Below are 26,975 nucleotides of genomic sequence, written 5' to 3'. Positions count from 1 at the left end.
CCTGCCGCAAAGAAAAGTAGGCAAAAGAAAGCGGCTCACACCGCCAGCTCATAAGCGGGTCCCCTGGCTTGGAGGAGGTAGTGGCGCATCTGGAATCTGTGCTCTCGCACATTTAGCCCTGGTGACAAGGCCGTCATACTTCCGGCGGCGCTGCGCGCGCCGAAAGGTAATTCGAAAAACCTCCGCTATTTTTTCAAGCAGGCGGTAGCCCTTAAACCTCGTGGTGTTCGCGCATTCAGCGCATCGTCGAGGCGAAGCCGATGGCCCCCCCCCGCCACGCGTGAACGAAGCCCCTGGTTTCCCACGCATACCCATCCGCGACGCACGCAGTGTGGAGTGGGCGCTGATGAGCCCTTAGTCACTAACGCGGAGTGTGCGAGGGCACGGATTCCAGATGCACCACTGCCTCCTCCAAGCCAGGGGACCCGCTTAAGAGTTAGCGGTTTGAGCCGCTTTCTCTTGCTTACTTCTCTTTGCGGCAGGCAAAGAGAAGTGAGTGCCGCCCCGCACAGGGGCAACGCTAATAGACCACTAACAAATCAAGGAAAGGCCAAAGATTCCAGATCAAGGAAAGAGACGAACAACCAGCTAAAATACCCACCACCCGCGCCGCCGCGCACCAGCCTCCCCTCAGGTCTCCGATCTTGAAACGCAAAATGCCCGCGCTGAACGCGCTGAAAGCCTTCGAAGTCGCCGGCCGCACCGGCAGCTTCACCCGCGCAGCGGAGTTGCTCAACGTCACGCAAAGCGCGGTAAGCCGCCAGGTCCGGCAACTCGAAGCCCAACTCGGCGAGACCTTGCTCCAGCGTCACCATCACCATCTGGAGCTCTCGGCCGCCGGCCGCATCCTCCTGCAAGCGCTGCAACAATCATTCGACCGCATCGAACTCACGGTGCGCAGCCTGCAAGAGAAAACCCACCGCAATCGCCTGCGTATCAACGCACCACCCACCTTCACGAGCCGCTGGCTGATGCCGCGTCTCGGACGCCTGCGTGACGCCCATCCCCATCTCGAACTCAGCCTGTCCACCCGGGTCGACGACAATCTCGCCGAATCGGGCGTGCTCGACTGCGCCATCCGCTTCGGCAACGGCGAGTGGGAGGGCTTCGACAACCGCCTACTGATGAACGAACGGCATATCGCCGTCTGCGCGCCCGCGTTGCTCGCGCGCCAGGCCGGCCGTGGGGCCATCGACCTGAATCAGTTCACCCTGCTGCACGTGCTCGCGAGCGCCGATCAGCGCTATCTGACCTGGCAGCATTGGTTAAAGGCCGCCGGGATTGAAAACGTCGACACCCGTGGCGGCTACGAATTCGACCTGCTCGATCACGCAATCCGCGCAGCCATCGACGGCCTTGGCGTGACGATTGCCGATCGCCACATGATCGGCCGCGAACTCGCGGAAGGCCAGCTCGTGCAGGTGCTGAACGTGCACGTCGACGGACATCAGTCGTACTGGCTCGTCACGCGCGCGGAACAGGACGAGCTGCCGCACGTCGCGTTGTTCCGCGACTGGCTGCAACAGGAAATCTGGTTGACCGAGCGGGCGCTCGATTCGTCGGAGTCGGTGCCGTCAGCTTGAGCGCGTCAAAGCCGACATGAGAAAAATGAGAATAAACCGCGTCGACGGCATCGCATCGGCGCGGTTTATTGACGACGGTGAAGCTTTACCGACCAGCTTCAAGCCGCAGCAGAGAACTCTGCCGCATCGGCTTTAAAGGCGGCCTCCGTGGCGGCGTCCATGAGAATCATCTCAGCGCCCTTCTCCGCCACCATCATCGTCGGCGCATTGATATTGCCGGAAGTGATGTTCGGGAAGATCGACGCATCGACCACGCGCAAGCCGGACACTCCGTGTACCCGCAAACGCGCGTCGACCACCGAAGTGCGCGGGTCGTCACCCATCGCGCACGAGCCGCACAGGTGATAGATCGAACCCGATTGCTCACGGAAATACTGCAGGAAACCTTCGCGCGTGTTCACCTGCGGTCCTGGCGAAATTTCCTCGATCGTAATCTCTTTCAACGCGGGCGAAGCCATCACCTTACGCACCAGTTCGCAACCCTGGATCACTTCGTCGATGTCCTTCTCCGTGGTCAACGCATTGATGCGGATTTTCGCCGCGTCTTCCACACGGTTCGACGCAATCTCGATCGACCCGCGGCTTGTCGGGCGACACGGGTTGAATGCCAGCAGGAAGCCTGAATACGGCTCGGGTTCGAGACTCGCCTTGTTGCTCTTCGGAATCCGGTACGACAGCGGATTGAAGTACAACTGCAGATTCGGCTGCACTTCCTCGTCATTACCTTTGAAGAACCCGCCCGACTGGTTCACGCTCATCGCGAGCGGCCCCTTGCGCGTCAGCAGATACTGCAAACCGAGCTTGAGCTTGCCAAGCAAGGGCCGCATCTCGTCGTTCAGTGTTTTCACGTTCGCGCGATAGTAGAAGCTCACGCACAGATGGTCCTGCAGATTCTGCCCCACAGCGGGCAGTTCCTTCACCATGGCGATGCGATGCTTCGCCAGCAATGCGCTATCACCGACACCCGAGAGTTGCAACAGCTTGGGCGAATCGACCGCGCCCGCTGACAGGATCACCTCACGGTTCGCCATGAATTGCCGTGTAGCGCCGTTCTGCGTCACGCTCACGCCAATGGCCCGCTGGTTGCCGTCGAATAGCACGCGGCTTGCCAGCACTTCGCGCTCGACTGTCAGGTTCTTGCGCGTCAGCACCGGATGCAGGTACTCAAAACTGCTCGACGAACGCCGCCCGTTACGCGTACTCACGTCGTAGATGCCCGCGCCTTCGAATCGTGCACCGTTAAAGTCGTCGCTGCGCTTGTAGCCGGCCTGATCGCAGCCTTTCAGGAACACGTGGCAGATCGGATGGACATCATCCTTCATCGGCGAGATGCGAATCGGGCCGTCCGCGCCGTGATATTCGGTGTCGCCGAGCGGGTGCGATTCGAGCTTGCGAAAATACGGCAACACGTCGCGGAATGCCCAGCCCGGGTTGCCCGCCGCGGCCCAGTCGTCAAAATCATGCGGCTGGCCGCGCACATAGATCATCGCGTTGATCGAGCCGGAGCCGCCCTGCACCTTGCCCCGCGGGCAATAGATCGGCCGGTTGTCGAGTTCTTTTTCGGGCTCGCTGTAATACATCCAGTTATAGGTTTCGTTGTAGTACGTCTTGGTGAAACCCACCGGGACCTTGAACCAGAACGAGCTGTCCTTGCCGCCCGCTTCGAGCAACAGTACCGAATATTGGCCCGACGCCGAAAGGCGATTGGCGAGAATGCAGCCCGCCGAACCCGCGCCGACGATGATGTAATCGTAGTTCATGCTCTATATCGCCAAACGGCGCCCAATCCATTGAATGCGAGAAACTGGTTGAACCCGCCAGGTCGAATCCGGCAGGTTCAATCCAGATTCAACCCTTGGCCGGCGCCAGGTCTTTCACGTCGGCGGGACGAGCCGCCATTTGCAGATGCAGCCGCTCGCCGGTGTAAGGCGTGTGCTGCCGGACGACGTCCATGTTCAACTCCACGCCCAGGCCCGGTTCCTGCGAAGGAATGATGTAGCCGTCTTCCCATTGAATCGGCTTCTTCAATACCGCCGCATGAAAACCGTCCCAGGTGCCGATGCTTTCCTGAATCAGGAAGTTCGGCGTGCAGGCGGCGAGCTGAATGCTGGCAGCCGCGCCGATCGGCCCGTTGTACAGGTGCGGTGCGATCTGCGCGTAGTAAACCTCGGCGATCGACGCGACTTTCTTCGCTTCGAGCAGTCCGCCCACACGTGCCACGTTCAGTTGCAGAATCGATGCCGCGCCCGCTTCAAGCAGCTTGAAGAATTCATACTTGGTGGTCAGGCGTTCGCCCGCGGCAATCGGAATACTCGTGTGCTGCGCGACTTGCGCCATCGCGCCCTCCTGGCCCGGCGGCACCGGTTCTTCGAACCACAGCGGATCGTATTTCTCCAGCCGTTTGGCAAGCCGGATGGCCGACGACGGCACCATCTGCCCATGCGTGCCGAACAGCAGATCGGCCTTGCTGCCGACCGCTTCGCGCACGCGGCGGCAGAAAGTCTCGCAACGGTCGAGCACTTCCATCGACAGTTGATGACCCGAGTAAGCCGTGTACGGCCCTGCCGGATCGAACTTCACCGCGGTGAAACCCCGCTTTACATTTTCAACGGCGCATTCGGCGGCGAGATCGGGATCGTCGTAGTCGTATTCGCCTTTGCTGTTCTTCGGATACAAGTACGTATAGGAGCGCAGGCGCTGGTTCACCATACCGCCGAGCAGCTCGTACACCGGCTTGTTCGCCGCCTTGCCGATGATGTCCCAGCACGCCATTTCCAGCCCGCTGACCACGCCCATCATCGTCAGGTCGGGACGTTGCGTGAAACCGCTCGAATACGCTTCGCGCCAGAGCCGTTCGATATGGTGCGGATCTTTATCCAGCAGATATCGGCCGAATACGTCGTCGATGATGTGCGTCATCGCCTTCGGATGGAACGTCGCCGAATAGATTTCGCCGACGCCTTCAATACCGCAATCGGTCTTGAGCTTGACGAAGATCCAGTACATGCCGCCCACGTGCGGCGGCGGTACGGCGACGATATGCGTTTCGAGCGAGACGACTTTCATTTACGCAACCCCTTTCTTATTAAGCATGTTTCTCAGCGCCAAGCCGGCAAAGCCGCCGAGCGCCGCCATTCCGGCCACATAGCCGAAGTAAAGCTGGTAACCGAAAACGCCCGGGAAGTTCTGCGTCAGATAGCCGTTGATCAACGGCAGGAACACGTCGGGCGAATAACCGAGTACGGAGATCAGGCCGATGGCGAGGCCCATTGTTTCGACTGGGATATTGCAGCGATCCAGGAGCGACCAGTACAGACCGCGAATCGCGTAAGTCAGAATGCCGATGAAAAGCACGAGGAACACCAGCAGCACGTGGCTCGAGATACGCGGCGCCGCCATCAGGCCCAGCAGCGACAGTGCGGCGAGGAAGAGCGCGATTACCAGCACCGAGACCTTGGAATAACGGTCGCCGAGAAAGCCGCCGCCGATGCCGCCGATCGGCCGCATCCACAGCTTGAGCGTGGTAATCGTGCCGGCCATCACCACCGTCAAACCGATCTCACCTTCATGCAGGTAGGCGGAGAAACTGTACGTCGCCCAGAACACCTGATAACCGCAGAACACGATGGCCGCGACCAGCCACAACTCGGGAATCGACGCGAGCGTTTTCAGATCGACCAGCACGTTTCTGCGTTTGCGTGTGGCACGGTTCGCGGCGGCGTCCTGAGCGCCTTGCGGATCTTTGACCAGCGCGAGTATCACGCCGAGCGCAATGCACAGAAAGGCGTACATGTAGACGACCAGCTTGAAGCCGGCCGCAACCGGCTCGCCTTTGGTCTGCGTGAACCACGCGAATAGCGTGATCGCGACGGTTGCAAGCATGGCTTCGATCAAGCCGCGTCCGCCGTCGAGCAAACCGAAGAAGCGGCCCTGCTCGTGCGTGCCGGCGATCATCGTCACACGCTTGATAACGGCGGCCCAGAAGGTCAAACCGGTCGTCAAACCCCAGCCGCCGAAGATCAGCATCAGCATCTGGAACGACGGCGCGGTGGAATACCACAGGCCGAGCACACCGGTTGCAATCAACGAAAAGCAGATCAACAGGCGCGGCGCGATCCGGTCGGCGAGCCAGCCGCTCGGCAGGTAGCTCAGCAGAAAGATCGTGCCGAGCGACGAATACAGATAGCCAAGCTGACTATCGGTAATGTGGAACACTTCGAGCATCGTCGGCTGATAAACCTGCCGCAGATACAGAATCGGGTAAATCGCGCCGGCCGCCACCACGAGCAACATGAGCTGGACGTAGCGTTGAGTCTTGCTGTTTTGCAGCGCGGTTTCCGCTTCGCGTGAGGCAAGCGAGGCCGCGGTCTGAACGGATTGAGATGACACGTAAACGCTCCTGAGAGACACAGCGCCGGTTTACCGGTCTGCCGGACTCCAAACTTTTTTATTAGTGCAGCAGGTTCGCTGCGTTTCTGTGGGTTTCAAGGCGACGCGTGCCGTCTACTCCGATTCGAGCGGCGCGCGCCGTTTTCTGCTTCAGTACTTCATGACCACAAGACGGGTCTGCGTGAATTCGAGCATGCCGTGCTTGCCATCGTCGCCGCCGAGACCCGAGCGTTTCCAGCCCGCGTGGAAACCTTGATACGGATCGGCCGGCGTGCGGTTCACATACAGCTCGCCTGCCTCGATGCCGTTGGCGATCTTCATCGCGCTGCGGTAGTTCTCGGTATAGAGCACCGACGACAAACCAAATTGATGGTCGTTGGCCATCTCCAGCGCTTCGTCGAGCGTGCGGTATTTGACGACCGGCATGATCGGACCGAAGGTTTCTTCCTGGATGATTTCCATGTCCTGACGGCAGTTCGACAGCAACGTGGCCGGATAGAAAGAGCCCTTGCCTTGCGGCAGCCTGCCGCCAGTTTCGAGCGTGGCGCCCGCCGCAATAGCGCGCTCGACCATGCCGTGAATCGACTGGCGCGACGCCTCGTTGACGAGCGGCCCCATCACCGACGGCTGTTCGCTGCGATCGCCGCTTTCCACCGCGCTCATATGCTTCTTCAGCAGCGCGACGAACCGGTCATGCACGCTTTCCTGCACGTAGACGCGTTCGATCGCCGTGCAAAGCTGCCCGCAGTGGGTGGTCTTGGAGGCGACCAGATCGCGCGCGGCCTTCTCCAGATCGGCATCCGCCTCGATGATGGCGGGCGTCTTGCCGCCCAGTTCGAGCGACGGCTTGGCAATGTTCGCCTTGCAGTATTCGAGTACCTTGCGGCCGGCGCCGACGCTGCCGGTCAGCGTGATCATGCCGACTTTGGGATGCGTGCAGAGCGCCTCGGCAGTTGCGTGGTTCATCGCGAGAATGTTCACGACGCCGGCGGGCAGCCCTGCCTTCTCAACCGCCTTGGCGATCTCGAACGCGGAGGTCGGCGTGTTGTTGCTCGGGCGCACCACCACGGTGTTGCCGGCGATCAGCGCGGGCGCCACCTTGCGCATGAACGTATAGACCGGGTAATTGAACGGGATCAGGCACGCGACCACGCCGATCGGTTCGCGATGCAGCACGAGGTTTTCGTCGGGCGTGTCGCTCGGAATCACCTCGCCTTCGATGCGGCGCGCCCATTCGGCGTGATAGCGGGTGATCTGGCCGGCGTAGATCGCTTCATTGGTGGCGTCGGCCACGCTCTTGCCCGACTCCAGCGCAAGCGCCGCGCCAATGGCGGGGGCGCATTCGGTGAGGGCATCGGCGAGCTTGTGCAGATAGACCGCGCGCTCGGCTGAAGGCAGCTTGCGCCAGCCCTTTTGCGCGGCTGCGGCGGCATCGACCGCCGCGATGGCCTCGGCCTGGGTGGCGCCCGAGACGTGGGCAATCACCGCCTCCGTGGCTGGGTTGGTGACGGCGATGAGCTCGTCGCTTGCCGCGTCGATAAAGCGGCCGTTAGCAAAATTCCGATCGAGTCGCATGTCGTCTCCTGAGATGCCTGGTGCGGTGGCGCATTGCCTTCGGCTATCACGTTCATGCCAAAGGTGCATGAACGGAATTTTTCTCCCGGAACCCGCCCGCCACAAGCGAATAATTCGCGGGACAAAGATTCAAAAAAGTCACGTTTATCCAGGGATGTGCCCCATACGCGAATTGCATCTCGAATAGCAAAATCCCGGCTTTGCCAATATGCAGCGGCCTTTGAAGCCGGTCGGACCCCGTTTCTGACCATGGGCCCGCTCACTACCGACGTCTGGAGCTCACAATGAAAAAGAATGTCATCGCCGCCGCCGCATTCACCGCGCTTGCCTCGCTGGCGGCCTCATCCGCCTTCGCGCAAAGCAGCGTGACCCTGTACGGCGTGCTCGACGAAGGCATCGACTACACCAACAACGCCGGACACGGCGCGGTCTGGGAAATGGCTAGCGGCTATGCGCAAGGCAGCCGCTGGGGCATGAAGGGGTCGGAAGATCTGGGCGGCGGCCTGAAGGCGGTGTTCCAGTTGGAGAACGGCTTCGACGTGAGTTCCGGGCGCCTCGCCCAGGGCGGCCGCATGTTTGGCCGCCAGGCTTACGTGGGCTTGAGCGACGGCCGGTTTGGCACCGTCACGCTCGGGCGCCAGTACGATTCGGTGGTCGATTACCTCGCGCAGACCACGGCTAACGGTAACTGGGCCGGCTACCTGTTTGCGCATCCGTACGACAACGACAACACGGACAACTCATTCCGTCTCGGCAACAGTGTGAAGTACGCGAGCCCGGAGATCGCGGGCTTCCAGTTCGGTGGCGTGTACAGCTTCAGCAACGACACGAACTTCGCGAACAACCGCGCCTATAGCTTTGGCGGCCAGTACGCGAACGGCGGCCTGCTGATTGCGGCCGCGTATCTGCAGGCAAACAATCCGGGCGCGGGGTCCACCGGCGCGATCACTGCGAACGACGCGAGCTTCATTGCCGGGCGCATGCGGGTCTTCGGCGGCGGCATCAACTACACGTTTGGCTCGGCGACCGCCGGTTTTGCCTACACCAACTCGAACTATCAGGATCCGACCGGCAACGGCTATATCGGCATTCCGCTGGCGGCGTCCGGCGTCAAGTTGAATACCCTGAAGTACCAGAACTTCGAAGTGAACGGCAAATACCAGTTCACGCCGGCCTTCTTTATCGGCGCGCAGTATGTGTACACGATGGAGAACTACGATGCGTCGACCGGCAGCGTGAAGCCGAAGATTCACTCGGTCGGTTTGATGGCGGATTACAACCTGTCGAAGCGTACGGACGTTTATGTGCAGGGCGCGTACCAGAAGGTCGCGGGCGACAAAACCAACTCGATTCTCGACAACGCGTTCATTCCGGGTGTGCAGGCGCCGTCGTCGACGGGGAATCAGGTTGTCGCGCGGGTCGCGCTGCGCCACAAGTTCTAAGCGGCGGGGGGCGGGAGGATTGGAGCCGCGCCGTCGGCGTCAATCCTCCTCCACCGCCGCCTTCAACCTCAGCAACGTCTGATCCCACTGCCGCGAGATCGTTTCGAGCGCGCGCCGCGCTTCGTCCAGGTGCGCCGGCTCGAACGCCCATAAGCGTTCGCGGCCCACCTTGACGTCGCGTACAAGGCCCACATTGGCAAGCACCTGCAAATGTTGCGTAACGGACTGCCGCGTCATCTCCGTGCCGGCAGTGAGTTGCGCGATCGACAACGCACTCCCCGCACACAACAGGGCGATCAGACGCAGGCGCGTTTCGTCGCCGAGCGCGGCAAAAATCTGTGCGGAGCTTTGCAGTACAGCGGCCTTCACGCGCGCATGACCGGCAGCCGGTCTATCCCTTGGCGACATGCTTTTCAATGTTGACCATCTGCTCTGCCCAGCCGCCGCTATTCATGCGGAACGCCTCGTCGCGGCGCGCGGCAGGAATCTGATCGAAGCCCGATTCGACCACGCGCAGCAAGGTGCCCGTGCCGACCTCGGTCAATTCGAATACGACGAGCGTAGTCGGCTCGGACGAGTAATCGACCGACGCATCCACCGCGGCCGGATGCCAGCGAAACGACAGAAGATGTTCCGGCTCGATGCGCTCGACCAGCACGTCCATCTTGAGATATTCGTAGCCCGGATACGTGATGTTGCCTTGCAAGGGCTGACCGGCCACGAACTGTTTGCCTGGGTGTTTGCGTGGGTGTTTTTTGGCAGATTCCTTCTTCTCCCACTGAAGAACAGCGGCACGGATGCCGGCATTGCACTACTCCGTTGCGTGCGCGTGCATCGCGCCGGTGTGCATCGACCACGCCATCCACGGACGACGCAGCGCAACGATCGCGACAAACGCGCAAGCCGCCAGTGCGCCGAACGTCGCAAAACCCATCTGATAGCTGCCCGTGCTTTCCCTCGCCATGCCCATCACCACCGGCAGATAAAAGCCGCCGACGCCGCCCGCGGCGCCGACAATGCCCGACATCAGCCCGGTGCGGCCGGCCCAACGATGCGGCACCAACTGGAAAGTCGCGCCATTACCCAGGCCGAAGGCCACGTACAGGCACACCAGCAGCGCAATCCCGCCCGCCAATGACGGCATTGCGGCGGCGAAAACGAGGTCACACACCGAGATAATCGCGAGCAGGAAGGTCAGCGCGCGCACGCCGGACACCTTGTCGGCAATCAGGCCACCGAGCGGCCGCACCATCGCGCCGGTCGCGGCAAGCAGCGCCATGAACAGACCCGCGTCGATCTTCGACAGCTGATAGAGGTTGGTCAGTAGCAGCGAAACATACGACGACATGCCGACAAAGCCACCGAAGGTGATGCTGTATACGAGCATGATCACCCACGTGTCGCGCTCGGCCAGCACCGAGCGATAGCGCTTGGGCAGCACCGCGATCGCCAGCAGCGCACCGATCACCGGCAGCAGCAGCACACCAGTCTTGCCCGAACCGAACAGACCCGCTTCAACCAGCAGCACGAGCACGATCAAACCGACGAGCGTGACCGCAAAGCTACCGAACGCGCGCAGCACGCTGCCCGATTTGATACCGGAATCGTTGGCCCAGAAGTACAGCGTGATCGCAGCGATGGCGAGCAACGGCAGCGCGCCGGCGGTCGCCATTTGCCACCCGTAGTGGGTCGCCAGTTGCGGGAACAGGAAACCGTCGAGCACCGCGCCGATGTTGCCAGCCGCGGCAAGACCCAGCACCAGGCCTTGCACTTTCGGCGGGTAATTGCTGCCGGCCATCGGCAGCGCCACCGCGAAACTCGCACCGCCCACGCCGAGGAACACGCCGAGCACCAGCAGCAAGGTGTACGACGGCACGAACGGCAACAGCGGCAGCACGATCGTCGGCACCGCCGAGAGCAACACGCCCATCAGCGCGATGCGCTTGCCATGCGCCGATTGATAGAGGTTGCCGAGCGTGACACGCAGGATCGCCGCCGACAGCACCGGCACGGCGACCAGCAAACCTTGCTGCGCAGGTGTCATTGCGATGGTCTTGCTGATGAACGGCGCGAGCGGCCCGTACAACACCCAGACAGTGAAGCCGGTGTCGAAATAGAGAAAACACGCCACCAGCGCGCGCCAGTCTCCACTCTTTAGTGAGCTCATCACGTTTTTCATTAGGCATCCTCAAATATGCTGATTGTTTGCTAACCTGGTGCGCGGCGCTGACACCTTGCGCCGGAACACTGCGAACCGGAATGGTCATGATGTTGAATACCGGAAATAACATGCAACCTTCATGCCATCCGGTCTCTTCTTTTCAAGCTTGACTGCGTACTCTCTGAAAGCGTGTTGTCGCGACGATAGCGGCCGCTCTAAAAATCAATAAACGTCGCGTGCATAGCGCTTTTCCTGCGCTAAACGGTTCACATACTCGGTAGCCTTTTCTTCGTTCATGCCACCGTGCCGGGCAACCACGTGCCTGAGTGTCGCGTCGACGTCTTTTGCCATCCGGTTTGCGTCGCCACAGACGTAGAAATGCGCACCTTCTTCGAGCCACGCCCACAGTTGTGCACCCTGCTCGCGCATGCGGTCCTGCACATAGATCTTTTCCTTTTGATCGCGCGAGAAAGCGACATCGAGCCGGGTCAGCACACCGCTGTCCCGCATCGCCTCAAGTTCGTCGCGGTAGTAGAAATCCGTGGCCGCGTGTTGTTCGCCGAAGAACAGCCAATTGCGCCCCTTGTCACCGCGTGCACGGCGCTCGTGCAGAAAGCCGCGAAACGGTGCAACGCCGGTGCCCGGACCGACCATGATGATCGGCGTATCCGAAACGTGAGGAGGACGAAAGTGTGCGGACTTCTGCACGAATACCGGCACGTTGACGTCGCCGGCGCGGTCGGCGAGGAACGTCGACGAAACACCCTTGCGATTGCGGCGGCCATTGCTGTAGCGAACCGCGGAAACCGTCAGATGAACTTCGCCGGGATGCGCTTTCGGGCTCGATGCAATCGAGTACAAACGCGGTTGCAGGCGCTTGAGCATGCCGGTCAATTCCGCTGCCGTCAGGTTGACGGGAAATTCGTGGAGCACGTCGGCGAGTTGTTGGCCCCACAACCATTGTTTGAGATCGGCCTTGCGTTCTGCGCCAAGCAGATCGCGCAGTGCGCCGTTGCTGCTGCGTGCGGCAATGAACGCGAGCGCGTCGGGACTCGGGCGAGCGATCTCGTAGTGCCTGGTGAGCGCGTCGGCGAGGGGCATTTCGCCCGCACCGGACACGCTAACCGAGGCGTCGGCGCCCAAGCCGCTCAGGCTGATCAGTTCGTCGACCAGTTCCGGACAATTGCTTGGCCATACGCCGAGCGCATCGCCGGCTTCGTATTCGAGGCCCGAGTCGCCAGTACTCAAGGAAAAGTAGCGCGTGTCCTTTGCAGTGCCCTGCTTGTTCAACTGCAGGTTTCTCACGAGCCGCGATGCGGCCGGACGCGTCTTGGTCGGCACGGCGCCAGGCACCACGGCGTTGATCATGCCGCCCGGCGGCACCGCATGCAGCGCCGCATCTTCTTCCTTGATGCGCACGATGATGCTTTCGAGCCACGCGTCGGCATCCTCCTGATACTCGCTGTCACAGTCGACGCGATCCATCAAACGCATCGCGCCAAGTGCTGCGAGACGTTCATCGAGGCGGCGGCCGTGGCCGCAAAATTGATCGTAGTTGCGATCGCCCAGCGCGAGCACCGCGTAGCGCAGGCTGTCGACACGAGGCGCTGCGTCGCTGCTCAGTTGCGACCAGAAACTTTGCGCGTTATCGGGCGGATCGCCGTCGCCGAAAGTGCTCGACATCAGCAGCACGTATTGCGCTTTCGCGAGTGCCGAAGCCTGATAGTCCGCCATGCACGATGTGCGGATTTCGAAGCCCGACTCCATCAAACGCGTGGCATAACGTTCGGTCAGCGATTCGGTGTTGCCGGTTTGCGAGGCCCACAGCAAGGTTACTTTGGGGCGCACGCGCAAGATGCGCACACCGGATGCATGTGCCGCGTCGGAATGCGGTGTGACAAGCGCACCTGCCGGCACGGCCGCCAGGGTTGCGCTGCGGCTATAGAGTCCGGCCAGCAAACCGTCCACGTACAGGCGGTTCGCCGGATCGAACGGCGCGCCGGCCGGGAGCACCGGCACGCTATCGATACCCTGTCCTTCTGCCGAACGCAGGCCGCTGACGAAACCACCCAGATAGGCCCGCTCGGTTTCCGTGAACGAAGGCGCGGGTGCCTGTGGAAGCTGCAACAGGCTAGTCAGTGCATTGATGCGGGGCATGTCCAGATCCTTGGTGTTCGTCGATATAGCGCTTGCTGTTGTCGCCGCGTCGGCTCCAACGGCAGGCGCTTCGATACGCGTCCCGTCGTCCGCATTCGAAGCCGGCGCGATGGCGTCGAGCGCAACCGGGCTCAGCGCGACCGCACAGAACTTGAGTTCGGGTTGCTGCGAGACCGGATCGATTGAATCGCTGGTGACTGCGTTGATACACAAGTCATCGCCGAAGACGTCGTTCCAGTGCATCGGCGCGAAGCAGTTCCCTGCTTGCACGCGTTCAGTCACGACCGCCGGCAGCACGGCACGTCCGCGCCGCGAGCGGATCTCGACCGGATCGCGGGCCTTGATGCCGAGCGTGGCCGCGTCTTCGGGATGAATCTCGACGAACGGGCCCGGGTTCAGCTTGTTGAGCATCGCGACCTTGCCGGTTTTGGTCATGGTGTGCCATTGATGCTGCAATCGTCCCGTATTCAGGACGATCGGAAACTCCCGATCGGGCAATTCGGCCGGCGCTGAAAAAGCACGCGCGAAGAACACGGCTTTTCCGCTTGCAGTCGGAAACACGAACCGCGGACGGCTGCCGTCGGGCCGTTCCTTCAGCGTCTGGCTGACGCCGTCGTTGACGTAGCGAATTGGATTGCGGTCGGCAGCGTCGTTAGAAGCAAGCGGCCATTGCAACGGCGTTTCCTTCAGCCGGCGATGGCTCGCACCGCGCAGGTCGTAGCCGGTTTTAGGATTCGACACGCGGGTGATTTCCGCGAAAACTTCTTCGGCGCTCGCGTAGGTGAAGGCATCGGCGAAACCCATTTCACACGCGACTCGCGCGATAATCTGCCAGTCCGGCAGCGCAGCGCCTGGCGGCTCGATGCCCTTTTGCATCAGCGTCAGATTGCGCTCGGAGTTGATCATCACGCCTTCGGCCTCGGCCCACAGCGCCCCGGGCAACAGCACGTCGGCGTAACGGTTGGTCTCGGTATCGAGGAACGCATCCTGTGAAATCACGAGCTCAGCCGCGCGCAATCCGGCGATCGCGTTCTGTCGGTTCGCGACGCTCGCCACCGGATTCGTGCAGATGATCCAGCACGCCTTGATCTCGCCCGCGGCCATGCGGTTGAACATATCGATCGTGCCGTTGCCGACGGCTGTTTTCAGCGCGCCCTGCGGAATGCCCCACAGGTCTTCGATAAACACGCGGTCGTCTTCGACCAGCACCGAACGCTGGCCCGGCAAACCCGGCCCCATGTAGCCCATTTCACGGCCACCCATTGCATTGGGTTGGCCGGTCAGCGAGAACGGTCCGCTGCCGCGTCGGCAGATCTTGCCCGTCGCCAGATGCAGATTACAGATCGCGTTCGTGTGCCACGTGCCATGCGTGCTCTGATTCAGGCCCATGGTCCAGCAGCTGATCCACTCCGGCGCGGCGCCGATCATGTGCGCGGCACGGCGGATGTCTTCTACAGAAAGACCCGTAATCGCCGACACTTTCTCCGGCGTATAGTCCGCGAGGAAAGCGGGCATCGCGTCCCAGCCCTCCGTGAAGTCCGCGATAAAAGACGCATCCGTATGGCCGTTCTGGTGCAGAAGATGCAGCAGGCCGTTGAGCAATGCGAGATCGGTGCCGGGCTTGATCTGCAGAAAGAGATCGGCCTTATCGGCGGTCGTATTGCGGCGCGGATCGACCACGATCAGTTTCGCGCCGGCCTTCACGCGGTCCATCATCCGCAGGAACAGAATCGGGTGACAGTCGGCCATATTCGCGCCGATCACGAAGAACAGATCGGCATGATCGATGTCGTCGTACGATCCCGGCGGGCCGTCCGCGCCGAGCGAGAGCTTGTAGCCGCTGCCCGCGCTCGCCATGCAAAGACGCGAATTCGATTCGATATTGTTGGTGCCGACAAAACCCTTGGCGAGCTTGTTGACGAGGTACTGCGCCTCGATCGACATCTGCCCGGACACGTAGAACGACAGCGCGTCCGGTCCATGTGCGTCGAGCAGGCCGCGCAAACGCGCGGCCGTGTCGCTGATCGCCTGCGCCATTGGCAGCGGCACCGGATCCTGGTCGCGCGCATGACGCACGAACGCGCTTTCGAGACGGCCTGATTTGCGCAACGCGACATGCGCCGATTGGCCCTTCGTGCAGAGTCGTCCGAAGTTGGCCGGATGCTCCTTGTCGCCTGAGATTTTCACGACCTGCCCGTCCTCGACGTGCAGCACCATTCCGCAGCCGACGCCGCAGTAGGGGCACACCGTTTTTACGCTATTCGAGGACATGGCAGGCGACTTCGTTCGAAGATGTTGACAAAGAATCAGTGGCTCACATCGCGACCCACACCTGCCCGCTTTCCACCCGCGCGGCGAACGCGTTGACGGAATACGCCGGTGTTTCCAGGCACTCGCCGGTGCGCAGATCGAAGTGATGCTTGTAGATCGGCGAAGCGACCACGAGACGCTCGCCGAGGCTGCCGATCAAGCCGCGCGAGAGTACCGCCGCTTGCGAGCCCGGATCGAAGTTTTCGATCGCATACACGACGGTGTCTTGGTCGCCATTGTCCACATGAAATACCGCCACTTGTTCGCCGTTGACGAGCGCGCACACGCCCGTGTTCGGGACGATCTCGTCGAGTGGGCAAATCGGCGTCCAGGCAAGCGGAAGGCGGTCAAGGTTCATGGCAGAAGTCCTCAGTGAATGACGCAAGGAAGAATCAAACGGTTTCGACAACGACAGGAATCGAAGCGAGTTTCGAGCGCCGCTCGTCGCTCGTCGCAGGGCGAATCTGGCCGCGTTCCTCGACGAACGCGACATTGCTGTCCGGCTCGCCGCTGTTGACGAAATGACGGAAACGCTTACGCGTTTCAGGATCGGTGACGGCCTTCTTCCATTCGCATTCGTAGGTTTCGACCACGTGCCGCATGTCCACTTCAAGCTCCGCGGCCACGCCCAGGCGATCGTTGACGACCACGTCGATCAGGTATTCCAGGCCGCCTTCGAGGTTGTCGCGCCACACGCTGGTGCGTTGCAGACGGTCGGCCGTGCGCACGTAGAACATCAGGAAGCGGTCGATGTATCGCACCAGCGTTTCCTGATCGAGGTCCGAGGCGAGCAATTCGGCATGACGCGGTTTCATGCCGCCGTTGCCGCAAACGTAGAGATTCCAGCCCTTCTCGGTGGCGATGATGCCGACGTCCTTGCCCTGCGCCTCCGCGCATTCGCGCGTGCAACCGGACACGCCGAATTTGATCTTGTGCGGCGTACGCAGGCCCTTGTAGCGGTTCTCGAGTTCGACTGCGAGACCCACCGAATCGCCGACGCCGTAGCGGCACCACGTCGAACCGACGCACGACTTCACCGTGCGCAGCGATTTGCCGTACGCATGGCCCGATTCGAAACCGGCCGCGATCAGTTCTTCCCAGATGAACGGCAGTTGCTCGACCCGCGCGCCGAACAGGTCGACCCGCTGGCCGCCGGTGATCTTCGTGTACAGGCCATATTTCTTCGCCACCTGGCCGACTGCGATCAAACCGTCAGGCGTCACCTCGCCGCCCGCCATGCGCGGCACGATCGAATAGGTGCCATCGCGCTGGATGTTCGCGAGGTAGTAATCGTTGGTGTCCTGCAGCGAGGCGAGTTCTTTCTTCAGCACGAATTCGTTCCAGCACGAAGCGAGGATGCTCGCCACGGCCGGCTTGCAGATATCGCAGCCGAGACCGTGTCCGTGCTTCGCCAGCAATTCGCCGAAGCTGCGCACGCCCTCTACGCGCACGAGGTGGAACAATTCCTGGCGCGAATACGGAAAGTGTTCGCACAGGTGGTTGTTGACCGCGAGGCCCTGCTTCTTCATTTCGGCTTTCATCACTTGCGTGACGAGCGGCACGCAGCCGCCGCACGAAGTGCCTGCACTAGTCGCGCATTTCAAAGCGCCGATATCAGTCGCGCCCGCGCACACAGCGGCGCACAGATCGCCCTTCGAGACGTTGTTGCACGAGCAGATCTGCGCGCCGGCGGGCAAGGCCTCGACGCCGAGCGCCGGTTTCGCCTGACCGTCGGACGACGGCAGAATCAGGAATTCAGGCGATTCCGGCAACTCGATGCGGTTCAGCATCATCTGCAGCAACGTGCCGTATTCGCTCGCGTCGCCGACCATGACCCCGCCGAGCAGATACTTGCCGCACTCGGACACCACCAGCTTCTTGTAGACCTGCTTGCGTTCGTCGCTGAACTGATACGCGCGGCTGCCCGGCGTGTTGCCGTGTGCGTCGCCGATGCTGGCAACGTCCACGCCCATCAGCTTCAACTTGGTGCTCATATCCGCGCCGGCGAATTCCGCCGGGTCGCCGAGCAGTTGCTTCGCCACGGTGCGCGCCATGTCATAGCCGGGCGCAACGAGGCCGAACAATTGACCGTTCCACAGCGCGCACTCGCCGATCGCATAGATGTGCGGGTCGCTGGTGCGGCACGCGTTGTCGATCACGATGCCGCCGCGTTGACCGAGCGCGAGGCCGCTCGCACGGGCGAGATCGTCACGCGGACGAATGCCCGCGGAGAACACGATCATGTCGGTGTCGAGGAAGCTGCCATCGGCGAATTGCATGCGATGCGTACCGTTCTCGCCGTCGACAATCGCCGAGGTGTTCTTCTGCGTGTGCACCGTCACGCCGAGCTCTTCGATCTTGGTGCGCAGCACGCGGCCGCCGCCTTCGTCGACCTGAACCGCCATCAGGCGCGGCGCGAATTCGACCACATGCGTTTGCAGGCCCATGTCGCGCAGCGCCTTCGCGCATTCGAGACCGAGCAAACCGCCGCCGACCACCGTGCCGGTCTTCGAGCGGGCGCCGCATTCCTGCATGGCTTCGAGATCGTCGATGGTGCGGTAGACGAAGCAGTCGGCCCGCTCGCGGCCTTGCACCGGCGGCACAAACGGATAGGAACCTGTGGCGAACACCAATTTGTCGTACGGCAAGGTCTCGCCAGTCGATACCGTCACGGTGCGCGCGTCGCGGTCGATCGCCACGGCCTTCGCATTCAGTTTCAGCAAGACGTTCTGGCGTTCGAAGAAACCCGGCTCGACGAGCGACAGGTCGTCTGCTGTCTTGCCCGCGAAGAATTCGGACAGATGCACGCGGTCGTACGCCGGCCGGGATTCTTCACACAGCACAGTGATATCGAGGCCGTGCGCCGCGTCTTGTGCCAGGCATTCGACCAGTTTGTGGCCGACCATCCCGTGACCGATAACGATGATTTTCATGAGCGCGGTTCCTGAGTGTGCTGTGCTTCGGTTGCTGACGCGTGGCATCGGGCGAAAGCGATTCCGGAAATAAAAACGGCGTCCCGCGAACCCAGTCGATGACTGAATTCGGGGGACGCCGTTGTCCTGACCTGTGCCGCAGCGAGTGCCTTGTTGTTGCGCTCGCGCCGGATCCACGTTGATCCGATGGCATCGCTTAACGCAAAGGCTGTGCCAGGTGTGAAGAATTTGGGCCGCAGCGCCGTGGCGCGGGCCTTTGCGGTGATTCAAGCATGTGTGCGGCGAACGCCGCGTGCGTCACGATTTGATGCAGCGAAGCACAGGGATGGTGCGACGCAGCACTGCGCCCGTGCGAGCGAGCGCGGCAGAGGCCCTCGCCCAAGCCGCATGAAATCACGCCGTGCCCGGTCATCTCGCAGCGGACTTCGTGCCGCGTTGAACCCAACCTAGTCGCCAAAGCCCAACTCGGCTTCGACCGCTTGCCCGACGCGCAGCCATGTTCCGGCTCCGCTCGCGACGACTGCATTGTTGCCGAACGTTAGCGCGCCATTTCGCTGCGGATTCGCCCGGTAGACGCTCATGGTGTCGGTGGGTTCGTTCGGCCAATCGGGATCGGGCGTGCCCTTCGCCTGATCGATGTTCGGCATTGGGCAGCGCGAGCATAGCTTGACCAGTTGCAGTTGCACGGCCTGATCCTCTGCCCCGTCGACATTCAGGCGCTCGACATAATCCTCCTCATACGCATCGAGCCCCGTCAGCACGACGTTGGGGCGAAACCGGTCGATCGGAATCGACGGCGCGCCCTTGCTGTTCAGGCGACCGTTCAGATCGTCGAGCGACGCCTGGCCGATCACCAGCAGCGGAAAGCCGTCGGCGAAATGCGTGGTGGCGCCGCCGACGCTACCTGTGTACTCCGGATCGACAATCCGCTCGCGCTCGGGATTGAAGCGCAAAAGCCGCGCCGGCACGCCGAGCACCCCTGAAAACCATGCGGCGCTTTCTTCGCCGGTGTCGAGCCCGTAGGCCGCGTCGCCCCAGACCACGGTTTGCACCTTTTGCGGTGCGTTGAGTCCGGCGGCGTCGAGCGGCGTGCGCAACTCGCTCATGCCAGGCGCACGGATCACGAGGTCATGTTCGCCGATCTCGACCTTGATCAGCGCCATGCGGGGATACGCGCGCTGCGTGAGCATCGCCCCGCTCGGGTCGGTGACCATCCAGCACCGATCGTATTCGAGACCGGTGGCGAGCAGGCGCGCCTGATTGAGCGCAATGCCGGCACAGGATTTGATTGGATAGACGAAAAGCTCGCTGATGGTAGGCATGGTGTGGAGCGTGGGGCACACGCGTTTTTGTTGTGTCGATACTCGATTGTAAGGCGCAACGACGCACCGCTTAAAACTGGCCGGGGCATGCCGCCGTTCCTCGCGGCCCCGCTTGGACGTAAAATCCCAAAGTTAAGCACTCGGACAAACGCTGGGACAATACCGAGGCCTGCGTCGCGGCATCCGCGCACCCGGGTGCGCCACTGGACAAAATTTGTAGAAGCATCCCTACCATCAACGAAACAGGAAAATCATTATGCTGAGCAAACCCGTGTTGACCGTTGCCGAAACGACCCGAATCCTCGAAGCCGCCCGCGCGGAAGCCGAGAAGAACCAGTGGGCCGTCGCTATCGTGGTGGTCGACGACGGCGGCCACCCGCTCGGAATGCTGCGTCTGGACGGCAGCGCGCCCGCCAGTTCGTACATCGCGACCGAAAAAGCCCGCACTTCGGCGATCGGCCGCCGTGAAACCAAGGTATACGAAGACATGATCAACAACGGCCGCACGGCATTCCTGAGTGCGCCGTTGCAGGGCACGCTGGAAGGCGGCGTGCCGGTGATCGTCGACGGCCAGGTGGTCGGCGCGGTCGGCGTATCGGGCGTCAAGTCGGATCAGGACGCACAGATCGCCCGCGCGGGTATTCAGGCAATCGCCGCTTAAGTTCGGATTCGGTTCGAAGTCCGTTCAAAGCGGCGGCAATAGAAGAACGAAGCACAACACGGGCCGATGCCCCCACATCGGCCCTATTCACATAGATGGAGCAGTCGATGACTCAGATGAACCCGCGCGGTGGACTGCAAGTCGCCGCCAACCTCGACCAGTTCGTCGAAACCGAAGCCCTGCCCGGCACCGGACTCGACAGCGCCGCTTTCTGGTCAGGTTTCGACGCCCTCGTGCACGAGCTGGCGCCGAAAAACCGTGCGCTGCTGGCCGAGCGCGACCGCCTGCAAACCGAACTCGACACCTGGCATCGCGCCAATCCGGGCCCGGTACGCGATCTGCGCGCGTACCGCGCCTTTCTCGAAGGCATCGGCTACATCGTGCCAACGCCCGCGAGCGTCAAAGCCACGACCGACCACGTGGACACTGAAATCGCCGAACAGGCCGGCCCGCAACTCGTCGTGCCGCTGTCGAATCAGCGCTATGCGTTGAATGCAGCCAACGCACGCTGGGGCAGCCTGTACGACGCCCTGTACGGCACCGATGCGATCCCCGAGACCAACGGCGCCGAAAAGCAGAAGGCCTTCAACCCGGTGCGCGGCGCCGCGGTGATCGCTTATGCACGCAAGTTTCTCGATCAGGCCGCGCCGCTAGCAAGCGGCTCGCACGTCGACGCCACGTTGTATAGCGTCGAAGGCAGCAAGCTCGTCGTCACGCTGAAGAGCGGCAAGACCGAACTGAAAACGCCGGCGCAATTCATCGGTTATCAGGGCGACCCGAGCGCACCGTCCGCCGTGCTGTTGAAGCACAACGGCCTGCACTTCGAAATCCAGATCGACGCGAACGATTCGATCGGCAAGACCGATTCGGCACACGTGAAAGACGTGCTGGTCGAAGCCGCGGTGAGCACGATCATCGACTGCGAAGACTCCGTTGCCGCTGTCGATGCCGACGACAAGGTCCAGCTCTATCGCAACTGGCTCGGCCTGATGAACGGCGACCTGGCGGAAGAAGTCACGAAGGGCGGCAAGACCTTCACGCGCCGTCTGAATGCCGATCGCGAGTACACGGGCGCGGACGGCAAGTCGCAAGTCAAGCTGCATGGCCGCTCGCTGCTGTTCATCCGCAACGTCGGTCATTTGATGACGAATCCGGCCGTGCTGACGAAAGACGGTCAGGAGATTCCGGAAGGCATTCTCGACGGCGTCATCACCACGCTGTGCGCGCTGCACGACCGCCAGCACAAGCTGAATTCGCGCACCGGCTCGATCTATATCGTGAAGCCGAAAATGCACGGCCCGGCGGAAGTCGCGTTCGCGAGCGAACTGTTCGCGCGCATTGAAGATCTGCTGAAGCTGCCGCGCAATACGATCAAGATGGGCATCATGGACGAGGAGCGGCGCACCAGCGTCAACCTGCTCGCCTGTATCGGCGAAGCGTCCGAGCGTGTCGCGTTCATCAACACGGGTTTCCTCGACCGCACCGGCGACGAAATGCACACGGCCATGGAAGCCGGCCCGATGATGCGCAAGGGCGACATGAAGTCGAGCGCATGGATCACATCCTACGAGCGCAGCAACGTGCTGGCCGGGTTGAGCGCGGGCCTGCGTGGCCGCTCGCAGATCGGCAAGGGCATGTGGGCCATGCCCGACCTGATGCACGCCATGCTCGAACAGAAGATCGTGCATCCGAAGTCCGGCGCGAACACCGCATGGGTGCCCTCGCCGACCGCCGCAACGCTGCACGCGATGCACTATCACCAGGTCGACGTGCAGGCGGTTCAGCAGGAGCTCGAACGCACGGACTACGCGAAGGTGCGCGACGAGCTGCTCGACGGCCTGCTGACGATTCCGGTCGTCGCCGAAGCGAAGTGGAACGCGGATGAGATCCGCAGCGAAGTCGAGAACAACGCGCAAGGCATTCTCGGTTACGTGGTGCGCTGGATCGATCAGGGCGTGGGTTGCTCGAAGGTGCCGGACATTCACAACGTCGGTCTGATGGAAGACCGTGCCACGCTGCGTATCTCCAGCCAGCACATTGCCAACTGGCTGCATCACGGTGTGGTCACGCGCGAGCTGGTCGAAGAAACCTTCAAGCGAATGGCGAAGGTGGTCGACGAGCAGAACGCGGGCGATCCGCACTACAAGCCGATGGCGCCGGGCTTCGACACGCTGGCGTTCAAGGCCGCGCAGGCGCTGGTGTTCGAAGGACGCCAGCAGCCGAGCGGCTATACGGAACCATTGCTGCACAAGTTCCGGCTGGAAGTGAAGAAGGCACAGTAAAGGCCTTTTGCGGCGTGGTTTGGGGCTAAAGTTTTGGGCCCGGGACTCAGCCGCAATCGAGGCCAGATAGAAAGACGGGCGCCGCATCATGCGGCGCCCGTTTAAATTTGCGCGGTCGTGCTGCGCGTTGCTTCTGCGTGAAACCGTTGCGGCGCCCGCTTACCTTCAGGCCGCTTCCGCCGTGTACTGCGCCGGCACGCTGGCCTGCATATTCGCCTGCATATACGTTTGCAGATACGCTTCGAATTCCGCCTTCACTTCCGGATGACGCAGCGCGAATTCCACCGTCGCCTTCAGATAGCCAAGCTTGCTGCCGCAATCGAAGCGCGTGCCGAAGTAGCGGTACGCGAGAACCTGCTCTTCAGTCAGCAGCGATTGCACCGCGTCGGTCAATTGCAGCTCACCGCCCGCACCCGGCTTGAGCGCACGGATATGCTTGAAGATGGTCGGCATCAGCACATAGCGGCCCACCACGCCTAGATTCGACGGCGCCTTGTCCGGCGCCGGCTTTTCGACGATGCCCGACATCTTGATCACATTGTCTTCCCACTCCCGGCCGTCCACGACGCCGTACGAGCGGCTGTCTTCGCGCGCGATGGTCTCGACGCCGATCACCGAGCTGTGATAGTGGTTGAACGTGTCGACGAGTTGGCTCATCACCGGCTTCGAGCTGTGCAGCAAATCGTCGGCCAGAATCACGGCGAACGGGCTCTCGCCCACCAGTTTCTCGGCGCACAGCACCGCGTGACCCAGACCGAGTGCTTCGGCCTGACGCACGTAGAAGCAATCGACGTTGGCCGGCTTGATGCTGCGCACGAGGTCGAGCAGCTTCTGCTTGTTGCGCGCTTCGAGTTCCGCTTCGATTTCGTACGACTTATCGAAATGATCTTCGATAGCGCGCTTGCTGCGGCCCGTCACGAAGATCATTTCAGTGATGCCGGCGGCAATCGCCTCTTCGACCGCGTATTGAATCAGCGGCTTGTCGACGACCGGCAGCATTTCCTTGGGGCTTGCTTTGGTAGCCGGCAGGAATCGTGTCCCGAGGCCCGCTACGGGAAACACGGCTTTGGTGACTTTCAGCATGGTAGGCATTCCCACATCGGTTAGAGATTAGTGTGTTCGCGGGCCTCGCGGCCACTCAACGTCGCCGAAAAGGCTAACAAAAAATTAATTCATTTCATGCGTGAATTTTTTCGATTCGAATAAATAAATCGATAAATTTCGATATTCCAGATAGTGGCGCATCAGGGAGCTGCATCAGGAAACAATTACGCATTCAGATCGAATTATTTTCGGGAATTCCGAAAATTTTACTTGCCCGGCGAAACGGGTAGCGTGCATCGCGAACGCGTTCAAACGCTCCAGAGCACCTCTCATTCGTTCTCGTCGAGCTGGGGCAGCTTGCCCGGGTTGATGCGGAAACGGCGGATCGGCTCGTTGCGCAGCGCCTCCCGGTAGGCGGAGGCAGCAACAAGGATCAGCAGCACGGCAATGCCGGCAAGTAAATGCAGGTTCATGACTTCACCTCGGGTCAAGAGAATCCGTGCCTTAAATTAGCACAACAAAACCGGCAAATAATTCGATGTAGCAAGTGCTTATACGTAATTACAATTCGTCACAAAACCGCCATCTAATGCGATTCGATATGCAATTTTTTAGCGATTTTTTTGCTGCCGCGGTGCACTAGGATGTGATGCACCGCGGGCGCGCACGACGTGCCCGGGAATATGCTTTTTCTTCCTTCAGAATAAGGACCGCGTATGAGCGACTCAGCACTGGATGCCGCCGGCTCATCCCTGCCCCTCCCCCCGTCGCGGCGGGCCGCCGCGCCGCGCGCCCAGAGCGAAGCGCGCGCCGACAGCGCAGGCAAGGAACACGTGATCGACGCGATGCGAGGTTTCGCCGCGCTTCTGGTCGCGTATTTTCATTGCCGCCAGGTCGAATGGGTCGGCATGCAGGCCTTTCACCAAAGTGTCGGCCATTCTTTCAGTTTGAGTACGATTGCTGCCTATCTGACGTTTCCGATTGCGTGGGGTTCGGCCGGCGTGCCGATTTTCTTTGTGATCAGCGGTTACTGTATTCATCGCGGCGGCGCGCTGCGCCTCGCAAAAAATCCCGACTACCGGCTCGATACCGGCAATTTCTGGGTGCGCCGCTTCGCACGTATTTATCCGGTGCTGCTGGCGGCACTCGTGCTGACGTTTGCACTCGACTGGGCCAGCTTGCAGTTGCCGCCCGTCAATCACAAAATCCGTGAGATCGGCCTGCAGGCGTTCCTCGTCAACCTGTTTTCGCTGCAAGGCGTGGCCGGCAAGACGTTTGGATCGAACGGCGCGCTCTGGACGCTATCGCTCGAAGTGCAGTTCTATGCGATCTACCCGCTGCTATTCGCGCTGCGCCGGCGTCTGGGGATGACCTCCGTGCTGGCGATCGTCGCTGTGATCAATGTGGTGTCCGCCTATGTGCTGGAGCGCCACGATATCCAGTTTTTTACGTCTTACTGGTTTTCGTGGACGCTCGGCGCGTGGATCGCCGACGCCCGTGCCCGTGCCACACCGGATGTGCGCTCGTCGACGTGGCTCTATGTGCTGGCCGCGGCGTTCGTCGCGCTCGGCTGCGCGGCGTTCCATTTCGGGCAGTACGGTGCATTCCAGTTGTGGGCGGTCGGTTTCGCGTTCTATCTGTACAAGGCGCTGGAACGGCCTGCTGGCGATAAGGCCCATCAGGCCGATGGCTTGGGCATGCGTCTTTTGTCGCGCTTCGGCGACTTCAGCTTCTCGCTGTACCTGATTCATCTGCCGATCTTCGTGCTGCTCTCGTCGATTCTGTTCCGCTCTTCGCTGCAAATGTCGATCTGGCCGTCGTTCGGCTACATGCTGGTGGCCGTGCCGGTTGCGTACGTGTTCTATCGGTTGGTTGAATTGCCGGCGATGAAGTGGTCGGCGAGTTTTAAATCGCGATAGAGAGCAGGTCCGGTGTCCACCTCTTTCCGTGGGTGGATGAAGCTCTCAGGGCGATGGATCGAGACCGCCGGCTTTGAACCTGGACAGCGCGTGCGTATCACCGTTGAGCACCAGCGGCTCATCATTACGCCGCTTTAATACCAGAGGGCGGCAACCCATACGACCCGCTGACCACCACCAGCTCACACCAGGAGTTGATCATGGCTGATGCCAATCATAAAGCACGTCCACCCGTCACCGAACGGTCCGTCACCATCCAGGAATCCTGGCGCTACCAGAAACCGGCACGCCTGCCCTTCCATATGCGCAAGGAGCCGGCCACCTTTCCGTGGATGAAGCTCTCCGGACGGTGGATCGAGACCGCCGGCTTTGAACCCGGATCACGCGTGCGTATCACCGTCGAACACCAGAAACTCATCATTACGCCGCTTTAAATGCAGAAGGGCCGCAAGCGGCCCTTCTGTCACGTCACGGATGCTTGGCAATGGTCAGAACCTTAGCTGCTCGACGCATCGTTGACGATCCGGAATATCTCATCCGTGTCGTCTATGACGCTTTCATCACCCACGAACTGAGACATCTCCAGTCTTCCGTCGTTAAATACATCAATCTCTATCCGCTTGCCGGGCAACGTCAAAGAAACCAACACCGAGTCTATACGGTGCCTACTTAAGCTGTAGTACAGCCGCCGACTATCGAGCTCTTCCAACAAGTCGTACAGCGCGTGGGTCATAGCGCCTCCATCAAGTTCACTTTCTGAACCGGCTATCGTTCAAGAGCTTCCAAGCCGTCTTGGCATCACGATCTCCGCTGCGCGACAACGCTTTTATCTCGTCCAAGGTCATGCCCAGATATTGCCCTGGGAAAACGCGCCGCACACTCGCCTGGCATTGACTAGAAATAATCTCATCAGCAGTCGGTGTCGTAGCCAGACCAAACGGATCGACGTTTTGAACCGGGTTCCCAGCCACATAAGCATACGCATTCGTCTGCCCACTCGCGTAGCCTATGGGGTCTTCACTGATGAACCTTCCGGTCGCCGGACTGTAATACCGATTGCGATAGTAGACAAACGGTACTGCGACAGACCAAACCAGTTTGCAGTTGCGTGGTCACGTCGTAGTCGCATTGATTGAAGGTACTTACGTACCGAGTAGGGCCTGTCCGCAGACATCGCATCTCCGGTTACGCGGGCGT

General features: G+C 61.2%; 21 protein-coding genes and 1 pseudogene. 7 read left to right on the top strand and 15 right to left on the bottom strand.

Features of this window, described 5'->3' with window-relative positions; genetic code table 11:
* The first annotated feature begins 656 nt into the window (after window positions 1–656).
* On the top strand, window positions 657–1,583 hold the full coding sequence (locus KHO23_RS15285) for a LysR substrate-binding domain-containing protein (protein ID WP_211612207.1): 927 nt from the start codon (window positions 657–659) through the stop codon (window positions 1,581–1,583).
* Between the two features lie 98 nt (window positions 1,584–1,681).
* On the opposite strand, the gene KHO23_RS15280 is transcribed toward KHO23_RS15285, so the two are convergent.
* The 4 genes from KHO23_RS15280 to aldA form a co-directional block, all read right to left on the bottom strand.
* Window positions 1,682–3,343, bottom strand: a complete 1,662-nt coding sequence (locus KHO23_RS15280; protein ID WP_211612056.1) for a GMC family oxidoreductase — start codon at window positions 3,341–3,343, stop codon at window positions 1,682–1,684.
* An 88-nt stretch (window positions 3,344–3,431) separates the two neighbouring features.
* On the bottom strand, window positions 3,432–4,649 hold the full coding sequence (locus KHO23_RS15275; RefSeq protein WP_211612055.1) for a mandelate racemase/muconate lactonizing enzyme family protein: 1,218 nt from the start codon (window positions 4,647–4,649) through the stop codon (window positions 3,432–3,434).
* The gene (locus KHO23_RS15270; protein ID WP_211612054.1) at window positions 4,650–5,972 is read right to left on the bottom strand and encodes an MFS transporter; all 1,323 of its coding nucleotides are present in this window, start codon (window positions 5,970–5,972) and stop codon (window positions 4,650–4,652) included. It lies immediately after the preceding gene.
* Between the two features lie 150 nt (window positions 5,973–6,122).
* Window positions 6,123–7,547 (bottom strand): aldehyde dehydrogenase, encoded by a 1,425-nt coding sequence (gene aldA, locus KHO23_RS15265; RefSeq protein WP_211612053.1) that lies wholly within the window; start codon window positions 7,545–7,547, stop codon window positions 6,123–6,125.
* A 284-nt stretch (window positions 7,548–7,831) separates the two neighbouring features.
* Between aldA and KHO23_RS15260 the strand changes: the two genes are divergently transcribed.
* Window positions 7,832–8,989 carry a porin gene (locus tag KHO23_RS15260; RefSeq protein WP_211612052.1) on the top strand — a complete coding sequence of 386 codons (1,158 nt, stop codon included), beginning with the start codon at window positions 7,832–7,834 and terminating at the stop codon, window positions 8,987–8,989.
* A gap of 39 nt (window positions 8,990–9,028) precedes the next feature.
* Here KHO23_RS15260 and KHO23_RS15255 read toward each other — a convergent pair whose 3' ends face one another.
* From KHO23_RS15255 to KHO23_RS15225, 7 genes and pseudogenes are all read right to left on the bottom strand, one after another.
* Window positions 9,029–9,397: an ArsR/SmtB family transcription factor gene (locus KHO23_RS15255; protein WP_211612051.1), complete on the bottom strand. Its 369-nt coding sequence runs from the start codon at window positions 9,395–9,397 to the stop codon at window positions 9,029–9,031.
* Window positions 9,381–9,722, bottom strand: a pseudogene (locus KHO23_RS15250) (SRPBCC family protein); the annotation flags it as partial. The gene KHO23_RS15255 and the pseudogene KHO23_RS15250, both read right to left, overlap by 17 nt.
* Before the next feature lie 78 nt (window positions 9,723–9,800).
* Window positions 9,801–11,168, bottom strand: coding sequence for an MFS transporter (locus tag KHO23_RS15245; protein WP_211612050.1), 1,368 nt, complete (start codon window positions 11,166–11,168; stop codon window positions 9,801–9,803).
* 204 nt (window positions 11,169–11,372) lie between these two features.
* Window positions 11,373–15,578, bottom strand: a complete 4,206-nt coding sequence (locus KHO23_RS15240) for a bifunctional nitrate reductase/sulfite reductase flavoprotein subunit alpha (protein ID WP_211612049.1) — start codon at window positions 15,576–15,578, stop codon at window positions 11,373–11,375.
* A gap of 43 nt (window positions 15,579–15,621) precedes the next feature.
* Window positions 15,622–15,975: a nitrite reductase small subunit NirD gene (gene nirD, locus KHO23_RS15235; protein WP_211612048.1), complete on the bottom strand. Its 354-nt coding sequence runs from the start codon at window positions 15,973–15,975 to the stop codon at window positions 15,622–15,624.
* A 34-nt stretch (window positions 15,976–16,009) separates the two neighbouring features.
* On the bottom strand, window positions 16,010–18,550 hold the full coding sequence (gene nirB / locus KHO23_RS15230) for a nitrite reductase large subunit NirB (protein ID WP_211612047.1): 2,541 nt from the start codon (window positions 18,548–18,550) through the stop codon (window positions 16,010–16,012).
* A 446-nt stretch (window positions 18,551–18,996) separates the two neighbouring features.
* Window positions 18,997–19,872, bottom strand: a complete 876-nt coding sequence (locus tag KHO23_RS15225; RefSeq protein ID WP_211612046.1) for an MOSC domain-containing protein — start codon at window positions 19,870–19,872, stop codon at window positions 18,997–18,999.
* A 256-nt stretch (window positions 19,873–20,128) separates the two neighbouring features.
* Between KHO23_RS15225 and KHO23_RS15220 the strand changes: the two genes are divergently transcribed.
* Entirely contained in the window at window positions 20,129–20,533 is a 405-nt protein-coding gene (locus KHO23_RS15220; RefSeq protein WP_211612045.1) for a heme-binding protein, read from the top strand.
* Between the two features lie 107 nt (window positions 20,534–20,640).
* Window positions 20,641–22,815, top strand: coding sequence for a malate synthase G (locus KHO23_RS15215; RefSeq protein ID WP_211612044.1), 2,175 nt, complete (start codon window positions 20,641–20,643; stop codon window positions 22,813–22,815).
* A gap of 165 nt (window positions 22,816–22,980) precedes the next feature.
* On the opposite strand, the gene galU is transcribed toward KHO23_RS15215, so the two are convergent.
* Window positions 22,981–23,898 (bottom strand): UTP--glucose-1-phosphate uridylyltransferase GalU, encoded by a 918-nt coding sequence (galU, locus tag KHO23_RS15210; RefSeq protein ID WP_120291846.1) that lies wholly within the window; start codon window positions 23,896–23,898, stop codon window positions 22,981–22,983.
* A 290-nt stretch (window positions 23,899–24,188) separates the two neighbouring features.
* Entirely contained in the window at window positions 24,189–24,332 is a 144-nt protein-coding gene (locus KHO23_RS15205; protein ID WP_167346791.1) for a hypothetical protein, read from the bottom strand.
* 243 nt (window positions 24,333–24,575) lie between these two features.
* On the opposite strand from KHO23_RS15205, the gene KHO23_RS15200 reads away from it, so the two are divergent.
* From KHO23_RS15200 to KHO23_RS15190, 3 genes are all read left to right on the top strand, one after another.
* Window positions 24,576–25,778, top strand: coding sequence for an acyltransferase family protein (locus KHO23_RS15200; RefSeq protein ID WP_211612043.1), 1,203 nt, complete (start codon window positions 24,576–24,578; stop codon window positions 25,776–25,778).
* 36 nt (window positions 25,779–25,814) lie between these two features.
* Complete coding sequence (locus tag KHO23_RS35415; protein ID WP_268963893.1) at window positions 25,815–25,916, top strand: SymE family type I addiction module toxin; 102 nt, start codon at window positions 25,815–25,817, stop codon at window positions 25,914–25,916.
* Between the two features lie 62 nt (window positions 25,917–25,978).
* A complete protein-coding gene (locus KHO23_RS15190; protein WP_211612042.1) occupies window positions 25,979–26,212 on the top strand; it encodes a SymE family type I addiction module toxin in 234 nt (77 codons plus the stop codon).
* A 62-nt stretch (window positions 26,213–26,274) separates the two neighbouring features.
* Here KHO23_RS15190 and KHO23_RS15185 read toward each other — a convergent pair whose 3' ends face one another.
* Window positions 26,275–26,511 carry a hypothetical protein gene (locus KHO23_RS15185; protein WP_211612041.1) on the bottom strand — a complete coding sequence of 79 codons (237 nt, stop codon included), beginning with the start codon at window positions 26,509–26,511 and terminating at the stop codon, window positions 26,275–26,277.
* A gap of 16 nt (window positions 26,512–26,527) precedes the next feature.
* Window positions 26,528–26,875: an RHS repeat-associated core domain-containing protein gene (locus KHO23_RS15180; RefSeq protein ID WP_211612205.1), complete on the bottom strand. Its 348-nt coding sequence runs from the start codon at window positions 26,873–26,875 to the stop codon at window positions 26,528–26,530.
* Between the last annotated feature and the right edge of the window lie 100 nt (window positions 26,876–26,975).

Source organism: Paraburkholderia haematera (assembly GCF_905220975.1).
Lineage (GTDB): Bacteria > Pseudomonadota > Gammaproteobacteria > Burkholderiales > Burkholderiaceae > Paraburkholderia > Paraburkholderia haematera.
Note: the sequence above shows the minus strand (reverse complement) of the source record. Positions and strands in the feature narration are given on the sequence as shown.